This window comes from Sphaerisporangium rhizosphaerae (assembly GCF_042665155.1).
Lineage (GTDB): Bacteria > Actinomycetota > Actinomycetes > Streptosporangiales > Streptosporangiaceae > Sphaerisporangium > Sphaerisporangium rhizosphaerae.
Map to the genome: position 1 here is coordinate 308,197 of NZ_JBHTCG010000008.1, position 16,184 is coordinate 324,380.

Consider the following 16,184-nt stretch of genomic DNA (forward strand, 5'->3'; position numbering starts at 1 on the left):
CCAACGATCAGTACCGTGAGGATCTCCAGACGCATCATCGGCAATGCGTTTTCTCATAGCGATACCGAAAGCAAAGGACCGCTTCATGAACAATGGCAGTCGTTCTCGTGCGGGGGCACGACATTTCGTTCGTTCCTTGCTGGCGGCGGCCCTCCCCGCGTTGGTCGCGATGGGAGCCGTCATCGCGACACCGCACGCCGCGAGCGCCGCCACGGCGCCGGTGCCGCTGGGCCCGGCCGCCGCGTTCGGACTCCTGGCCGGAACGTCGGTGCACAACACCGGCCCCTCGCTCATCACCGGGAACCTCGGGGTGAGCCCGGGGGCGGCCGTCACCGGCTTCCCGCCCGGCAGGGTGATCGGTGTCACCCACGCGGGCGACCCCATCGCCGCGCTCGCCCAGACGGCGCTGTCCACCGCCTACAGCGACGCGGCGAGCCGCGTCGCGACCGCCACCGTGCCGCCGCAGCTCGGGGGGACCACCCGCGGGCCGGGGGTGTACGACTCCACCGGCGGTTCCTTCGCGATCACCGGCAACCTGACGCTGGACGCGCACGGAGACCCCAACGCGGTCTTCATCTTCCGCACCTCCGGCCCCGGCTCGCTGAACGCCCTGCCGGGGAGCACGGTGACCCTCACCGGCGGCGCGCGGGCGTGCAACGTCTTCTGGCGGGTCGTCGGGAGGACCATCATCGGCGCGGGCGCGGTCCTCGACGGCACCGTCCTGGCCGGCGCCGGGGTCGACATCGGCACGAGGGCGATCGTGAACGGCCGCGTGCTGGCGCGCACCGGCGCCGGCGTCGCGCTGAACGACGCCCGGATCAGGCGGCCGATCTGCGGGGGCAGGACGACGGTCACGCTGACCACCTCCTGCTCCGACCCCGGGCACCGGGGCCCGCTGAGCCTCACCGCCACGGTGCGCACCAACGGCACGACCCCGCCGACCGGCCAGGTGGTGTTCCTCGCCGACGGGATCAGCCGGGGCGCCGCCCCGCTGGACGCCACCGGGCAGGCGGTTCTCGTGCCCCCGGCCCTCGAGGAGGGACCGCACTCCATCACCGCCCTGTTCCCCGGCAGCGCGTCGTTCGACTCGAGCCTCTCGGCGACGATCCACCAGGACCTCGGTCCCGGCGGCGCCTGCCCCGAGGTCTGCGTGGAGAAGGTGGAGAAGAAGGAAGAGGACGACAGCGCCGCCAAGGGAAGGCATGAGGTCCGCGCGGACGACAGAAAGGTGGACGACAGGGCGCGCAACATCCGTCATCACCACAACAGGAACGACGACCGCCTCGTGGAGTTCGCCAACGTGCGCACGATCACCGGCGTGCTCGGCGAGGGCGGCGGACACCGCCACCATTCCCGAAGCGACCGTCACCGCGGCCATCAGGGCGGCCATCAGGGCGGGCAGGCCCACGGTGGGCACCGGCACCAGGGCCACGGCCAGGCTCACGCCCGCTCGCAGGCAAGCTCCCAGGCTCAGGCCCAGGCGCGGCAGCGCCCGGCTCTGGGTGTCACCGGCTGACGACACCTTCGGTGACCTCCGCGACATCTGCTGACGACACCGCCTGAACGCTCGCGGGGCCCGTCCGATTTCTCGGACGGGCCCCGAACGTTATGGGAGAACCTCTGGGTCAGGCCACCTTGCCCGGCGACCGCTGCTCCCGGACGGCGGGGACGCCGTCTCTGCGGCGTCTGCCCGGCCGGACGGCCCGGCCGCGACCGCCGTCCCCGGCGACACCGGCGCCGTCCCACCCGCGATAGGCCCCCGCCGGCTCCTCACGGACGGCCGGCGACCCGTCCGACGGGACGCCCGCCTCAGGGACGCCCGCCTCAGGGACGGCCGGCGACACAGCGGCTTCCGGGCCGGCCGGCGACACGGCCGCTTCCGGGCCGACCGGTGGAGCGGCCGGCGACGGGGCGGCCTCGGAGACGGCCGGTGACGCGACCGGAGTGGAGACGGCCTCGTGGGGGAACGGCGGAGCGGCCGGAGCGCCGTCCACGTCCAGGCGAAGCTCGCCCTGCGCCTCCCGGCGGGACTCGCCGTCCACGTCTGAGCCCAGCCCGTCCTGCGCCTCCCCGCGGGGCTCGCCGCCCATGGCCTGGGAGGCCGTCCGCTCGGGCTCGCGCCCGGCGACCGGCCGCAGATCGCTCTCCCGGCCGCCCGGCACGGCGTCCTCGCCGCCCGAAACGGGGTCCTGGCCACTCAGTGCGGGGTCCTGGCTGGTGTGAGCGGGGCCCTGGCCGCTCAGTGCGGGGTCCTGGCTGGTGTGAGCGGGGCCCTGGCCGCTCAGTGCGGGGTCCTGGCTGGTGTGAGCGAGGTCCTGGCTGATCGGGGCGGGGTGCCGGCCGCTCAGTGCGGCGTCCTGGCTGGTCGGGGCGGCCTCACCGGCTCGCTCCCGCTGACGGCGGTCGAACTCCTCCTCGAGCTCCCGCGTGCGTGACGCGAAGTCGTCCACGGCATCCTCGGAACCGCGAAGCAGCGTCTCCATCCATGACTCCTCGAGCTCCTGGAGCTCGGCGCGCAGATCTCGCACGCTCAGGTTTCTCGGATCGACTCTGTTCATGACTCCACCCTGTACCCAAAGGCCCAAAACCGTCACCTTCAGACAAAGCGGGATATCTCACACCAGGCATCCAGCCGTGATCATTTCCGTGGGTCCCGCGCCGGGGCGGCGAGCCGAGCGGACGCTCCCACGCCGGCGTCACGACCAATCGATCATTTCCGGCCGTGACGTGGGCCGCCGCACCCGTCCGACCTGCCCCGCACCCACCCGGGGGAAGCTCCGGCCGCCACTCCCCGGCCTGCCCGGCGGACGGCCGGGAAACCCGTTCACGGCGCTTCATGACCAGTTGAAACTTTCAACAGCGCTCCGCCCGCCGACATAAGGCGAAGCTAAGAACGGGCAGGCTGGCGACGCCAGAGGCGTCCGTCGCCTGAAATCCGCCTGACATGTCATTGACATCTTTGGTGTACCCAGCAGAATCCATGGTGGGAGCGCTCCCATAAGTCCACTTCTTCCCCACCCGGTGCGAGACCTGACGTTGTGCAACCTTCTGTACCGTCCATCGCCATTCATCACTTTGGAGTACCTCCAGAATGTCAACAACATCCTTAGGAGCGGGAGCGCTCCCACGGTCACGGATGAAAAGACGTGCCGTGTGGCTGGCGCTGACCAGCCTGGTGGCGGGCCTGTTCACCGTCCTGGCCTCCGTACCGGCATCCGCGGCCGTCGCCTGCACCGTCGACTACAGCACCAACGACTGGAACAACGGCTTCACCGCGAACGTCAAGATCACCAACAACGGTGACGCCTGGTCGAACTGGTCGCTCGGCTTCACCTTCGCCAACGGCCAGCGCGTGACCCAGGGCTGGAGCGCCAACTGGACCCAGAGCGGCGCGAACGTCACGGCCACGAACATGAGCTACAACGGCAACGTGGGCAGTGGCCAGTCGGTCGGCATCGGGTTCAACGGCTCCCACACCGGCACCAACTCCAAGCCCACGTCGTTCACCATCAACGGCACGACGTGCAACGGTGGCGGTACCCCCACCAACCAGCCGCCGACGGTGAGCCTGACCTCGCCCACCGCGGGCCAGACCTACACCGCGCCCGCCACGGTGAACCTCGCCGCCAGCGCCGCCGACTCCGACGGTACGGTCAGCAAGGTCGACTTCTACCAGGGCAGCACGCTGATCGGCACCGACACCAGCTCGCCGTACACCTACAGCTGGACCAACGTCGCGGCCGGCAGCTACTCGCTGACCGCGAAGGCGACCGACAACTCCGGAGCGACGACCACCTCCTCTCCGGTGGGCATCACGGTGTCGGGCACGCAGACCTCCAGCATCGTGACCAGCGCGAGCTCGCTCCTGGTTCCCGAGGGCGGCTCCGCGACCTACACGGTGAGCCTGTCCCGCCAGCCCTCCAGCAGCGTGACCGTGACGACGGCCAAGGCGAGCGGCGGTGACGCCGACCTCACGATCTCCTCAGGCGCGTCGCTGACGTTCACCACCTCCAACTGGAACACCCCGCAGACCGTGCGCATCGCGGCCGCCGAGGACTCCGACACCACGGCCGGCACCGCGACGTTCACCTCGACCGCGAGCGGCTGGACCTCCGCCTCCGTGGCCGCCACCGAGGCCGACAACGACGGCACCAGCGGCGGCAACGAGTACATCACCCGCTTCACCACGATGTACAACAAGATCCACGACTCGGCGAACGGGTACTTCTCCCCGCAGGGCGTCCCCTACCACTCGGTGGAGACCCTGATGGTCGAGGCCCCGGACCACGGTCACGAGACCACCTCCGAGGCGTTCAGCTACTTCCTGTGGCTGGAGGCGGTGTACGGCCAGGTCACCGGCACGTGGACCAACTTCAACAACGCCTGGGCGACGATGGAGAAGTACATCATCCCCTCGCAGCAGGACCAGCCCACCAACTCGTTCTACGACGCGAGCAAGCCGGCCACCTACGCCGGTGAGTGGAACAACATCTCGCAGTACCCGTCCAAGCTCGACAGCGGCGTCTCGGTCGGCAAGGACCCGATCGCGTCGGAACTGCAGAGCGCGTACGGCAACAAGGACATCTACGGCATGCACTGGCTGCTGGACGTCGACAACACCTACGGCTTCGGCCGCTGCGGCGACGGCACCACCAAGCCGGCCTACATCAACACCTACCAGCGCGGCCCGGAGGAGTCGGTCTTCGAGACCATCCCCCAGCCGTCCTGCGACACGATGAAGTTCGGCGGCCCGAACGGCTACCTGGACCTGTTCACCGGTGACGCGTCCTACGCCAAGCAGTGGAAGTACACCAACGCCCCCGACGCCGACGCGCGCGCCGTCCAGGCCGCGTACTGGGCCTACACCTGGGCCAAGGCGCAGGGCAAGGACTCCCAGATCTCGGCCACGGTCGCCAAGGCCGCGAAGATGGGTGACTACCTCCGCTACTCGTTCTACGACAAGTACTTCAAGAAGCAGGGCTGCACCAGCACCTCCTGCGCGGCGGGCACCGGCAAGGACAGCTCGGCCTACCTGCTGTCCTGGTACTACGCCTGGGGCGGCGCGACCGACACCTCGGCCGGCTGGGCGTGGCGCATCGGTTCCAGCCACAACCACTCCGGCTACCAGAACCCGCTCGCGGCCTGGGCCCTGTCCAACGTGGACGCGCTCAAGCCCAAGGGTGCGACCGCCGTCACCGACTGGAGCACCAGCCTGACCCGTCAGCTGGAGTTCTACCGCTGGCTGCAGTCGACCGAGGGCGCGATCGCCGGTGGCGCGACCAACAGCTGGGAGGGCCACTACGCGGCGCCGCCGTCCGGCACGCCGACCTTCTACGGCATGGCCTACGACTGGCAGCCGGTCTACCACGACCCGCCGTCGAACCAGTGGTTCGGCTTCCAGGCGTGGTCGCTGGAGCGCGTGGCCGAGCTGTACTACGCCAGCGGCAACACCACCGCCAAGGCCATCCTCGACAAGTGGGTCGCGTGGGCCATGGCCAACACCACGATCAACTCCGACGGGACCTTCCAGATCCCCTCGACGCTGAAGTGGACCGGCCAGCCCGACACCTGGAACGCCTCCAGCCCCGGGTCGAACGCGAGCCTGCACGTGTCGATCGCCGACTACACCACTGACGTGGGCGTCGCCGGCTCCTACGCCAAGGTCCTGATGTACTACGCCGCCAAGGCCGGCAACACCGCGGCGAAGAACATGGCCAAGGCTCTGCTCGACGGCATCTGGGCGAACGACCAGGACAGCAAGGGCGTGTCGGTGCCGGAGACCAAGTCGGACTACAACCGTCTCGACGACGCGATCTACGTCCCGTCCGGCTGGAGCGGCAAGATGCCGAACGGCGACACGATCAACTCCAGCTCGACCTTCATCTCCATCCGCAGCTGGTACAAGAACGACCCGGACTGGCCGAAGGTCCAGGCTTACCTGGACGGCACCGGCCCGGCGCCGACGTTCAACTACCACCGCTTCTGGGCGCAGGTCGACGTCGCCGTCGCCCTCGCCGAGTACGGCCGACTGTTCCCCTGATCCGGCCTCCCGCGGGTGTGGTGGCGCCTGACACGCCACCGCACCCCGGCCCCCCCGCGGGTGCGGCGGCGCCTGACACGCCGTCGCACCCCCGGCCGAAGGGGCGCGGCACGCCTTGACCGCGGCCGCCCCCCGGTACAGCGGGGTGCGGCGGGCCTGACCCCCGTCGCACCCCCGCCGACCACCACCGCCCCCGCGGCGCACCCATATCGGCTCCACCAGTTCCCCGGCTCGAGAGGCGATCGATGTCCCTCAGACGCGCGCTCACCGGCCTGGCGATCCTCGCCGCGTCGGCCACGCTCTTCCCTGTGTTCTCCTCACCGGCGGCCGCCGCCACCTTCAACTACGGCGAGGCGCTGCAGAAGTCGCTGTTCTTCTACGAGGCCCAGCGGTCGGGCGACCTGCCGGCCGGCAACCGCGTCACCTGGCGCGGCGACTCGGGGATGAACGACGGCCGCTCGGCCGGACTGGACCTCACCGGGGGCTGGTACGACGCCGGCGACCACGTGAAGTTCGGCCTCCCGATGGCGGCGAGCACGACGATGCTCGCCTGGGGCGCCGTGGAGTACCGCGACGCCTACCAGAGCTCGGGCCAGTTGACGTACCTGCTGGACAACCTCAAGTGGGTCAACGACTACTTCATCAAGGCCCATCCGTCGTCGAACGTGCTGTACGGCCAGGTGGGCAACGGCGGGACCGACCACGCGTGGTGGGGTCCGGCCGAGGTGATGCCGATGGAGCGCCCGGCCTACAAGATCGACGCCTCCTGCGGCGGCTCCGACCTCGCGGGTGAGACCGCGGCCGCGATGGCGGCCTCCTCCATGGTCTTCCGTCCGACGAACCCGACTTATGCCGACACGCTGCTCACGCACGCCAAGCAGCTCTACACCTTCGCCGACACGGTCAGGAAGGTGTACAGCGACTGCATCACCGACGCGGCGAGCTACTACAAGTCGTGGAGCGGCTACAACGACGAGCTGGTCTGGGGCGCGATCTGGCTGTACCGCGCCACGAACGACGCCTCCTACCTGAGCAAGGCGGAGACCTACTACGACAACCTCGGCACCGAGCCGCAGAGCACGACGCGCTCCTACAAGTGGACGATCGCCTGGGACGACAAGTCCTACGGCGCGTACGTGCTGCTCGCCAAGCTGACCGGCAAGCAGAAGTACGTCGACGACGCCAACCGCTGGCTCGACTGGTGGACCGTCGGCGTCAACGGCGCCAAGGTGAACTACTCCCCCGGCGGCGAGGCCGTGCTGGACACCTGGGGCTCGCTGCGCTACGCCGCCAACACCGCGTTCGCCGCCCTGGTCTACAGCGACTGGCTGAGCGACGCCACGCGCAAGACCCGCTACCACGACTTCGGGGTCCGGCAGATCAACTACGCGCTTGGCGACAACCCGCGCAGGTCCTCCTACATGGTGGGCTTCGGCGCGAACCCGCCGAGGAACCCCCACCACCGCACCGCGCACGGGTCGTGGTCCAACAGCCTCAACGAGCCGGCCGACAGCAGGCACATCCTGTACGGCGCTCTGGTCGGCGGGCCGAAGTCCAACGACGACGCCTACGCCGACAGCCGCAGCGACTACGTGATGAACGAGGTGGCGACCGACTACAACGCCGCCTTCACCGGCGCCCTCGCCCGGCTGTACAAGGAGTACGGCGGCACGCCGCTCGCGAACTTCCCGGTCGCCGAGACCCCGGACGGGCCGGAGATCTACCTGCAGGCGTCGCTCAACTCCACCGGCTCCACCTACACCGAGATCAAGGCGTTGCTGGTCAACCACTCGGCCTGGCCCGCGCGGGCGCTGACCGACGGGTCGTTCCGCTACTACTTCACCCTGGACGGCGACACCACGCCGAGCCAGATCACCCTGGCCTCGGCCTACACGCAGTGCAAGGCGCCGACCGGGCCGACGCAGTACTCGGGCAAGGTCTACTACGTCACGATCGACTGCTCCGGCACGACCATCGCGCCCGCCGGGCAGTCGGAGTCGCGGCGGGAGGCCCAGTTCCGCATCGCCAGCTCCTCCGGGTCGTGGGACCCCACCAACGACTGGTCCTACACCGGCGTCGCCACCACCCCCGGCGCCACGCCGGTCACCGTGACCAACATCCCGGTGTACTCGGGCGGCACCAAGATCTACGGCAACGCGCCCGGCTCGGGCCCCGACCCCACCCCGACCCCGACGCCCACTCCCACGCCCACGCCGACCCCGACGCCCACTCCCACGCCGACCCCGACGCCAACTCCCACTCCCACGCCCACGCCGACCCCGACGCCCACCCCGACGGCCGGTAAGGCGTGCGCGGCGGCCTACAAGGTCACCAGCAGCTGGGGCGGCGGCTTCCAGGCCGACGTGACCGTCCGCAACAGCGGCAGCGCGGCGATCACCGGCTGGACCGTGGCTTGGACGTTCCCCAGCAGCGGCCAGACGATCACGCAGCTCTGGAGCGGGACCTACACCCAGTCCGGGTCGGGCGTCTCGGTGAAGAACCTCTCCTGGAACGGCGGCCTGGCGGCCGGCGGGTCGACGGCGTTCGGCTTCACGGCGAACGGCGGCAGCGGAGTCCCCTCCTCCGTGACCTGCACGCCCGCCTGACCTCCCCATACGTGGTCTCGATATGCCCTGGGAGCGCGAGACCACAGCCCGGCCGGGCCCTGCAACGGGCCCGGCCGGGCCTCATGACGTCCGCCGTGCGACGCACAAGGTGTCTCTAAGGTGACATTTCCGGACATCCGCCAACACCTACCACCGGCTTGATGAGAATGGTGAGGACGTGTAACAGGCGGAACGGGGGGTTCACGTGGCACGGGCTGTCCGCGCGGCCGTCATCGCGGGCGTTCTCGTCCTGGCCGCGGGGTCGGCTCCCCTGCTGGTCGGCGGCGAGCCGAACCGGGTGGTGACCATCGCCATGGCCATCCAGGAAGGCCAGAAGCAGACGCGCTGGCCGGGCGGGCCGGTGCCGTACGTCTGGGGCGGTGGCCACGGCGCCCGGCCGGGCCCCTCGCTCGGCACCTGCCAGGGCTACCGCGGCTCCATCCGGCCGTGCCCCGCCGCCACCACCAAGGGCCTCGACTGCTCCGGACTCACCCGGTGGGTATACCAGCTCGCCTACAAGGAGGACGTGCTGGGCGGCGGCACCACCGACGACCACGTCCGCCGCCTGCGCAAGGTCCCGGCCGCCGCCGCACGCCCCGGCGACCTGGTCTTCTACGGGAAGATCCGCAAGCGGACCGTGAAGACGCACCACGTCGGCATCTACATCGGCGCCGGCCGCATGATCAACGCCCTGCGCACCGGCACGACGATCCGCACCGACCCGGTCGGCCTGCTTCCCGACCTGGCCGGCTACTACCGCTACGACGGCTGACGCGGGCCGCGACGACGCCGGCCCCACCTGAAAGTTTCTGACGTTCCCGCAGGTCACCGGGGGTGGACGGGCCGCCCGGTTGACCCGCGGCGCGGCGGCTTCTTACCGTCACGGCGACATCGAGGAGGAACCGATGACCGCCGTGTCACGGCCGCGCCACCCGCGCAAGATCCTGAGGACGACCCTCGTCGCGATGCTGGCCCTGGCCGCGTTCGGCGTCGTCGACCGGCCGCACGCGGCCACCGCGCTCGCCGACCCGCCGTACAAGGACCCCGGCCTGAGCGTCTCCGCCCGGGTGGAGGACCTGCTGTCCCGCATGACCCTGGACGAGAAGGTCGGCCAGATGACCCAGGCCGAACGGGCCGTGCTCAACCCGGTGTCGGACCTCGCGACCTACCGCATCGGCTCGGTGCTCTCCGGCGGCGGGTCCGCGCCCTCCCCCAACTCGGCCACCGGCTGGGCCGACATGTACGACAACTTCCAGCGGCAGGCGCTGTCCACCCCGCTCGGCATCCCGATGATCTACGGGGTCGACGCGGTGCACGGCGACAACAACGTGGGAGGCGCGACGATCTTCCCGCACAACATCGGGCTCGGCGCCACCCGCGACCCCGACCTCGCCCAGCGCGTCGGCCGGGCCACCGCCGAGGAGGTCTCGGGCACCGGGGTGGACTGGACGTTCGCGCCCTGCGTGTGCGTCGCCCGCGACGACCGCTGGGGGCGCACCTACGAGTCCTTCAGCGAGAACCCGCAGCTGGTGAGCCAGATGACGACGATCGTCGACGGCTTCCAGGGCTCCGCGCTCAACGGGTCCGCCTCCGTGCTGGCCACCGCCAAGCACTACCTCGGCGACGGCGGCACGACCGGCGGCAAGGACCAGGGTGACACCCAGATCAGCGAGGCCGACCTGCGCGCCATCCACCTGCCGCCGTTCAAGGCCGCCGTCGACCGCGGCGTCGGATCGGTCATGGTGTCCTTCAGTAGCTGGAACGGCCAGAAGATGCACGGCAACCGCTACCTGATCACCGATGTGCTCAAGGGCGAGCTCGGGTTCACCGGCTTCGTGGTCACCGACTGGGCCGCCATCGACCAGCTCGACGGTCAGTCCGGGTTCACCGCCGACGAGGTCAGGACGGCCGTCAACGCCGGCATCGACATGGTGATGGTGCCCAACGACTACAAGAAGTTCATCTCGCTGCTCAAGGCCGAGGTGCAGGCCGGCCGGGTCTCCACCGCGCGCGTCGACGACGCCAACCGGCGCATCCTGCGCAAGAAGTTCGAGCTCGGCCTGTTCGAGAAGCCGCTGACCGACCGCTCCTACACCTCGACCGTCGGCAACGCCGCCCACCGGGCGCTGGCCCGCGAGGCGGTGCGCAAGTCGCAGGTGCTGCTCAAGAACGACGGCAACGTGCTGCCGCTCGCCAGGTCCGGCGGGAAGATCTTCGTGGCCGGCAAGAGCGCGGACGACATCGGCAACCAGAGCGGCGGCTGGACGATCAGCTGGCAGGGGTCCTCCGGCGCGACCACCACCGGGACGACGATCCTGCAGGGCATCCGCGAGAAGGCCGGGTCCGGCACGACCGTCACCTACAACCGGGACGGGAGCGGCATCGACTCCTCCTACCGGGCCGCCATCGCCGTGGTGGGCGAGACCCCGTACGCCGAGGGCCAGGGCGACCGGCCGTCGTCGCTGTCCCTGGACGGCACCGACCTCGCCACGCTGTCGCGGCTGCGGGCCTCCGGGGTGCCGGTGATCGTGGTCCTGGTCTCCGGGCGGCCGATGGACATCGCCGCGCAGATCGACGGCTGGCGGGCGCTGGTGGCCGCGTGGCTGCCCGGCACCGAAGGGGGTGGCGTCGCCGACGTGCTGTTCGGCGACTACGCGCCCAGCGGCAAGCTGCCGATGACGTGGATGCGCCAGTTCTCCCAGGAACCCATCAACGCGGGCGACGGCAAGCCGGCCCTGTTCGACTACGGCTACGGCCTGACGTACTCCACCGCCACGCCGACGCCCACGCCGACACCCACGCCCACCCCGACACCGACTCCGACACCGACTCCGACACCGACTCCGACACCGACGCCCAGTCCGACACCGACACCGACTCCGACACCGACGCCCACGCCCAGCCCGACGCCGACACCCACGCCCACCTCCGGCGGCGGGTTCGGGTGCAAGGTGGCCTACAAGGTGACCAGCCAGTGGCAGAACGGGTTCAACGGCGAGGTGACGATCAGTGTCACCGGCGCGGCGGTCAACGGCTGGACTCTGGCCTTCTCCTTCGCCGGCGACCAGCGCGTCACCAACGCCTGGAACGCCCGGGTCACCCAGAACGGCCGTCAGGTGACGGCGGCCGACGGCGGATGGAACGGCGCCATCTCCCCCGGCGGCTCCGCCTCCTTCGGCTTCGGCGCCTCCTACAGCGGAACCAACACCGCCCCCGCCGCCTTCACGCTCAACAACACCCAGTGCGCCCTGGCATGACGTTCGGCGGTATATGACATTTGTCTGCTTGATTTCCGGATGGTGCCCACTGCGACGCAGTGCCGTGGTGCTGCCAGAGTAGAGACGTGGAATCCGCTGATCTCTCCCTCCGGCCGCCACGGCACCGCGTCAGCCGCACCGCGATCTGGTTCTGGACGGTACGGGCCGTCCTCGGGTGGCTCGTGCTGACCGCCGTGCAGGTGGCCTGGCTGCTGCTCGACGACGGTGACCGCGGCCCGCACGTCGTGGCGTTCGCCGTCACGGCCGTGCTCGCCGTGGCCCACGTGGCCGTCATGCCCTGGTGGCGCTACAAGGTCCACCGCTGGGAGACGACGGCCGACGCCGTCTACACCCAGTCGGGCTGGCTCCGGCAGGAGTGGCGCATCGCGCCGATCTCCCGCATCCAGACGGTCGACAGCGAGCGCGGCCCGCTCGAGCAGCTGTTCGGGCTGGCCAACGTCACCGTCACCACCGCCTCGGCCGCGGGCCCGCTGCGCGTCCACGGCCTCGGCCGCGACACCGCGCGCCGCCTGGTCGACGAGCTCACCGCGCGCACCGAGGCGACCACGGGTGACGCGACGTGAGCACCTCGGAAAGGGACGAGGTGAGCGCCTCGGAAGGCGACGGTGTCAGCACGTCGGAGAACAAGGACGCGAGCACGGCCCGCCCGGTGAACGGGGCCGAGGCGCCGTGGCGCCGGCTGAGCAGGCGGATGCTGCTCGTCCACCCGGTGCAGGAGACCATCCGCAACATCCCCGCCCTGGCCGGCCTGCTGCTCGCCGGGTTCAGTCACGGCGAGCAGGGAGGGCGCCTGTGGGGTCTGGCCGGCCTGGCGCTCACGCTGGTACTGGGCACGCTCCGGTGGTTCACCACCACCTACCGCGTCACCCCGCAGTACGTGCAGGTGCGCAAGGGCCTGCTGCGCAGGCAGGTGCTCACCGCGCCGCGCGACCGCATCAGGACCGTGGACGCGACCTCCCACATGCTGCACCGCCTCCTGGGGCTGGCCCGGGTGGAGATCGGCACCGGCCGCACCGACACCAAGCGCGGCGGCGCCCTGCGCCTGGACGCGCTGCGCGCCGACGAGGTCGCCCGGCTGCGCGAGGAGCTCCTGCACCGCCCGCCCGCGGACGCGGCGTCCGCCGAGGGAAGCCAGGGGCCGCTCCCCGCCGGAGGGCCGGACGGCCGTGACGGGACCGGCGGCCGTGAAGGCGGGACGCGGGAGGTCCCGCGGCTCCGGCGCGTGGCGGTGGAGACCGAGCTGGCGGCTCTTCACCCCGCGTGGATCCGCTACGGGCCGTTCACCATGTCCGGGCTCATCACCGCCGGTGTGCTCGCCGGTTTCCTCTCCCGCATCGCCGGCGAGGGCAACGTGGACCTGCTCCAGGTGGGCCCGGTGCGGCAGGTCGTCGACCGGCTCGGCCAGGAGGCGCTGTGGGCGCAGGTCACCGCCGTGGTGGCCGTGCTCGCGGTGTTCGTCGCGGTGGCCTCCACACTCGGGTACGTGCTGGCGTTCTGGCGGTTCCGCCTGACCCGCACGGCGGGCGGCACGCTGCACGTCACCCGCGGGCTGGTCACCACACGGGCGACCACCCTGGAGGAGCGCCGCCTGCGCGGCATCGAGGTGAGCGAGCCGCTGCCGCTGCGCGTGGCGGGCGGCGCGCGGCTGATCGCCGTGGCCACCGGCCTGCGGGTCGGGCGCGGCGCGCAGCGCGGCGGTTCCATGTTGCTGCCCCCCGCCCCGCGCGCGGAGGCCGTGGCGGTGGCGGGCCGGGTGATCGGCACCGCGGGTCCGCTGACGGTAGAGCTCACCCCGCACGGCCCGGCCGCGCTCCGCCGCCGCTTCACGCGGGCGCTCGCCGTGTGCCTGCCGGTGACGGCGGCGCTCGCGGCGCTGTGGGAGTGGGAGGGGTGGCCCGCCTGGGCCTGGCAGCTCGCCCTGCTCGGCACGGTCGCCACCGTGCCTCTCGCGGCCGACCGCTACCGCGCCCTCGGCCACGCGCTGACGCCGGGCCACCTGGTCACCCGGTGGGGCACGCTGGTGCGCCGCCGTGTGGCCCTGGACCTGGACGGCGTCATCGGCTGGAACATCCGCAGGTCGTTCTTCCAGCGGCGCGCCGGCCTGGCCACCCTCACCGCGACCACGGCGGCCGGCCGCCAGGGGTACGGCGTGTGGGACGTCGAGATCGGTGAAGCCCTGCGCCTCGCCGACCAGGGAATTCCCGGTCTGCTGACCCCGTTCTTGCAGAAGGCCGCGACCGCGCCGGGCGGCGCCGAGGCGGCGTCCCCTCCGGCACGGCGGTAGCCGCCGGCCCCTAGGGGCGGCACCCGCCCCGTCCGCCCCGCGGAACCCGCCGGTCACCGGCTTAAGAGGCCCCTTCGGGGGCACTGAAGGGTGCGGCCCGCCGACGGCGCCGCGCCCGCCGCGCCCGGTGAACGCCGGGTCGCGGCCGGTGAACGATGAGGGGGGAGCGAGCCTTCATGAGCAGACAGCCCGGTAGCGACCGCGGGTCCGGCGGGAAGGGCGGGCGCACCCGCGCGGCGGCCTCCGAGAAAGTGGAGCCGAAGGCGGGGAGCGGCAAGACCCGGATCACGGTGAGCGAGCGGCTGCGGACGGCGCTGCGCAGGGCCTCCGGCCGTGACGGCAGGCGCTTGCGGACGGTGGCCCGCGAGGCGTACGGGTGGAAGGACCTGCGGCCGGGCCAGCGCGAGGCGATGGAGCACCTGCTCGCCGGGCGGGACGTCCTGGTCGTCATGCCGACCGGCAGCGGCAAGTCGGCCGTCTACCAGATCCCCGCCCTGCTGCTGGACGGGCCGACCGTGGTGGTCTCCCCGCTGATCGCCCTGCAGCGCGACCAGGTCGCCGGGCTGGCCGAGGCCGACGCGGGCGGCGCGGTCGCGGTGAACTCGGCGCAGTCCGGCGGCACCAGCGACGCCTCGCTCGACCAGGTGCACGCGGGCACCGCCGAGTTCGTGTTCCTGTCCCCCGAGCAGCTCGCCAAGCCCGAGGTGATCGACCGGCTGCGCGAGGCGCGGCCGTCCCTGATCGCGATCGACGAGGCGCACTGCGTCTCGGCGTGGGGGCACGACTTCCGCCCCGACTACCTGCGGCTCGGCAAGGCGATCGAGCGGCTCGGCCACCCGCCGGTGGTCGCGCTGACCGCCACCGCCGCGCCGCTGGTGCGCGACGACATCCTCACCTCTCTCGGCCTGCCGGACGCCGAACTGGTCGTGCGCGGCTTCGACCGGCCGAACATCGACCTCCAGGTGCGCAGGTTCGTCGGCAAGGAGGACAAGCGCCGCGCCCTGATCGAGGACGCCGCCGCCCGCCCGGGCCTCGGCCTGATCTACGTCGCGACCCGCCGGTCCGCCGAGGAGTACGCCACCGCGCTGCGCGAGGCCGGGCGGCGGGCCGAGTCCTACCACGCGGGGATGAAGGCCGCCGACCGGCACCGGGTCCACGAGCTGTTCCGTGACGGCGATCTGGACGTGGTGGTCGCCACCTCGGCCTTCGGCATGGGCATCGACAAGCCGGACGTCAGGTACGTCCTGCACGCCGACCCGCCGGACTCGCTCGACTCCTACTACCAGGAGATCGGCCGGGCGGGACGCGACCAGGAGCCGGCCTCGGCCGTGCTGTTCTACCGGCCCGAGGACCTCGGCCTGCGCAGGTTCTTCGCCGGCGGCCGGGTCGACGAGGAGATGCTGGTGCGGGTGGCGACGCTGGTCGGCGAGCACGGCGGGGTGGTCCCGGCACGGGAGCTGCGCGACCTGCTCGACGTCGGCTCCTCCAAGCTGACCGGCGTGGTGAACCTGCTGGAGCGGACGGGCGCGGTCACGGTGACCGAGCGGGGCGACCTGCGCGCCGTGGAGGACGGTCCCTCGCCCGAGGACGCGGCGGCGCGGGCGGCCGAGCTCGACGCGACCCGGCGCCGGGTGGACGAGTCCCGCATCGACATGATGCGCGCGTACGCCGAGACCACCGGATGCCGGCGGCGGACGCTGCTGGAGTACTTCGGCGAGCCGTACGAGCGGGCCTGCGGGAACTGCGACACCTGCCGCGCCGGCACGGCCACCGGGAACATCCCCGAGGAGCACGCCGGCGAGACGCCCTTCGCGATGCACGCCAAGGTCCGGCACAGCGAGTGGGGCCCGGGCGTCGTCATGAGCCGCGAACCCGACCGCGTCACGGTCCTGTTCGAGGAGGTCGGCTACAAGACCCTCTCCCTCGAAGCCGTCGAACGCGAGAACCTCCTCGTCCCCGTCCCCTGAACCTTTCTC

At 71.5% G+C, this 16,184-nt stretch carries 9 protein-coding genes; 8 read left to right on the forward strand and 1 reads right to left on the reverse strand.

Annotation, left to right across the window (positions count from 1 at the left end):
- Positions 1 to 136: 136 nt before the first annotated feature.
- Entirely contained in the window at positions 137 to 1,516 is a 1,380-nt protein-coding gene (locus ACFQSB_RS15230) for an ice-binding family protein (RefSeq protein WP_380827068.1), read from the forward strand.
- 109 nt (positions 1,517 to 1,625) lie between these two features.
- Here ACFQSB_RS15230 and ACFQSB_RS15235 read toward each other — a convergent pair whose 3' ends face one another.
- Positions 1,626 to 2,558, reverse strand: coding sequence for a DUF6158 family protein (locus ACFQSB_RS15235; RefSeq protein WP_380827070.1), 933 nt, complete (start codon positions 2,556 to 2,558; stop codon positions 1,626 to 1,628).
- 578 nt (positions 2,559 to 3,136) lie between these two features.
- On the opposite strand from ACFQSB_RS15235, the gene ACFQSB_RS15240 reads away from it, so the two are divergent.
- The 7 genes from ACFQSB_RS15240 (at position 3,137) to ACFQSB_RS15270 (ending at position 16,175) form a co-directional block, all read left to right on the forward strand.
- Positions 3,137 to 6,040, forward strand: a complete 2,904-nt coding sequence (locus ACFQSB_RS15240) for a glycoside hydrolase family 48 protein (protein ID WP_380827071.1) — start codon at positions 3,137 to 3,139, stop codon at positions 6,038 to 6,040.
- Positions 6,041 to 6,285: 245 nt separating this feature from the next.
- Positions 6,286 to 8,646, forward strand: coding sequence for a glycoside hydrolase family 9 protein (locus ACFQSB_RS15245; RefSeq protein ID WP_380827073.1), 2,361 nt, complete (start codon positions 6,286 to 6,288; stop codon positions 8,644 to 8,646).
- Between the two features lie 205 nt (positions 8,647 to 8,851).
- Entirely contained in the window at positions 8,852 to 9,418 is a 567-nt protein-coding gene (locus ACFQSB_RS15250) for a C40 family peptidase (protein WP_354841626.1), read from the forward strand.
- 133 nt (positions 9,419 to 9,551) lie between these two features.
- A complete protein-coding gene (locus ACFQSB_RS15255) occupies positions 9,552 to 11,903 on the forward strand; it encodes a glycoside hydrolase family 3 N-terminal domain-containing protein (RefSeq protein ID WP_380827075.1) in 2,352 nt (783 codons plus the stop codon).
- Positions 11,904 to 11,989: 86 nt separating this feature from the next.
- Positions 11,990 to 12,487 carry a PH domain-containing protein gene (locus tag ACFQSB_RS15260; RefSeq protein WP_380827076.1) on the forward strand — a complete coding sequence of 166 codons (498 nt, stop codon included), beginning with the start codon at positions 11,990 to 11,992 and terminating at the stop codon, positions 12,485 to 12,487.
- Positions 12,484 to 14,208 carry a PH domain-containing protein gene (locus ACFQSB_RS15265; RefSeq protein ID WP_380827077.1) on the forward strand — a complete coding sequence of 575 codons (1,725 nt, stop codon included), beginning with the start codon at positions 12,484 to 12,486 and terminating at the stop codon, positions 14,206 to 14,208. Before ACFQSB_RS15260 ends, ACFQSB_RS15265 begins: the two co-directional genes overlap by 4 nt.
- 176 nt (positions 14,209 to 14,384) lie before the next feature.
- The gene (locus ACFQSB_RS15270) at positions 14,385 to 16,175 is read left to right on the forward strand and encodes a RecQ family ATP-dependent DNA helicase (protein WP_380827078.1); all 1,791 of its coding nucleotides are present in this window, start codon (positions 14,385 to 14,387) and stop codon (positions 16,173 to 16,175) included.
- Positions 16,176 to 16,184 lie beyond the last annotated feature (9 nt).

Coding starts and splice junctions, on each gene's coding strand:
- ACFQSB_RS15235 (WP_380827070.1), bottom strand. CDS start 2,558: ATGAACAGAGTCGATCCGAGAAACCTGAGCGTGCGAGATCTGCGCGCC.
- ACFQSB_RS15240 (WP_380827071.1), top strand. CDS start 3,137: ATGAAAAGACGTGCCGTGTGGCTGGCGCTGACCAGCCTGGTGGCGGGC.
- ACFQSB_RS15245 (WP_380827073.1), top strand. CDS start 6,286: ATGTCCCTCAGACGCGCGCTCACCGGCCTGGCGATCCTCGCCGCGTCG.
- ACFQSB_RS15255 (WP_380827075.1), top strand. CDS start 9,552: ATGACCGCCGTGTCACGGCCGCGCCACCCGCGCAAGATCCTGAGGACG.
- ACFQSB_RS15270 (WP_380827078.1), top strand. CDS start 14,385: ATGAGCAGACAGCCCGGTAGCGACCGCGGGTCCGGCGGGAAGGGCGGG.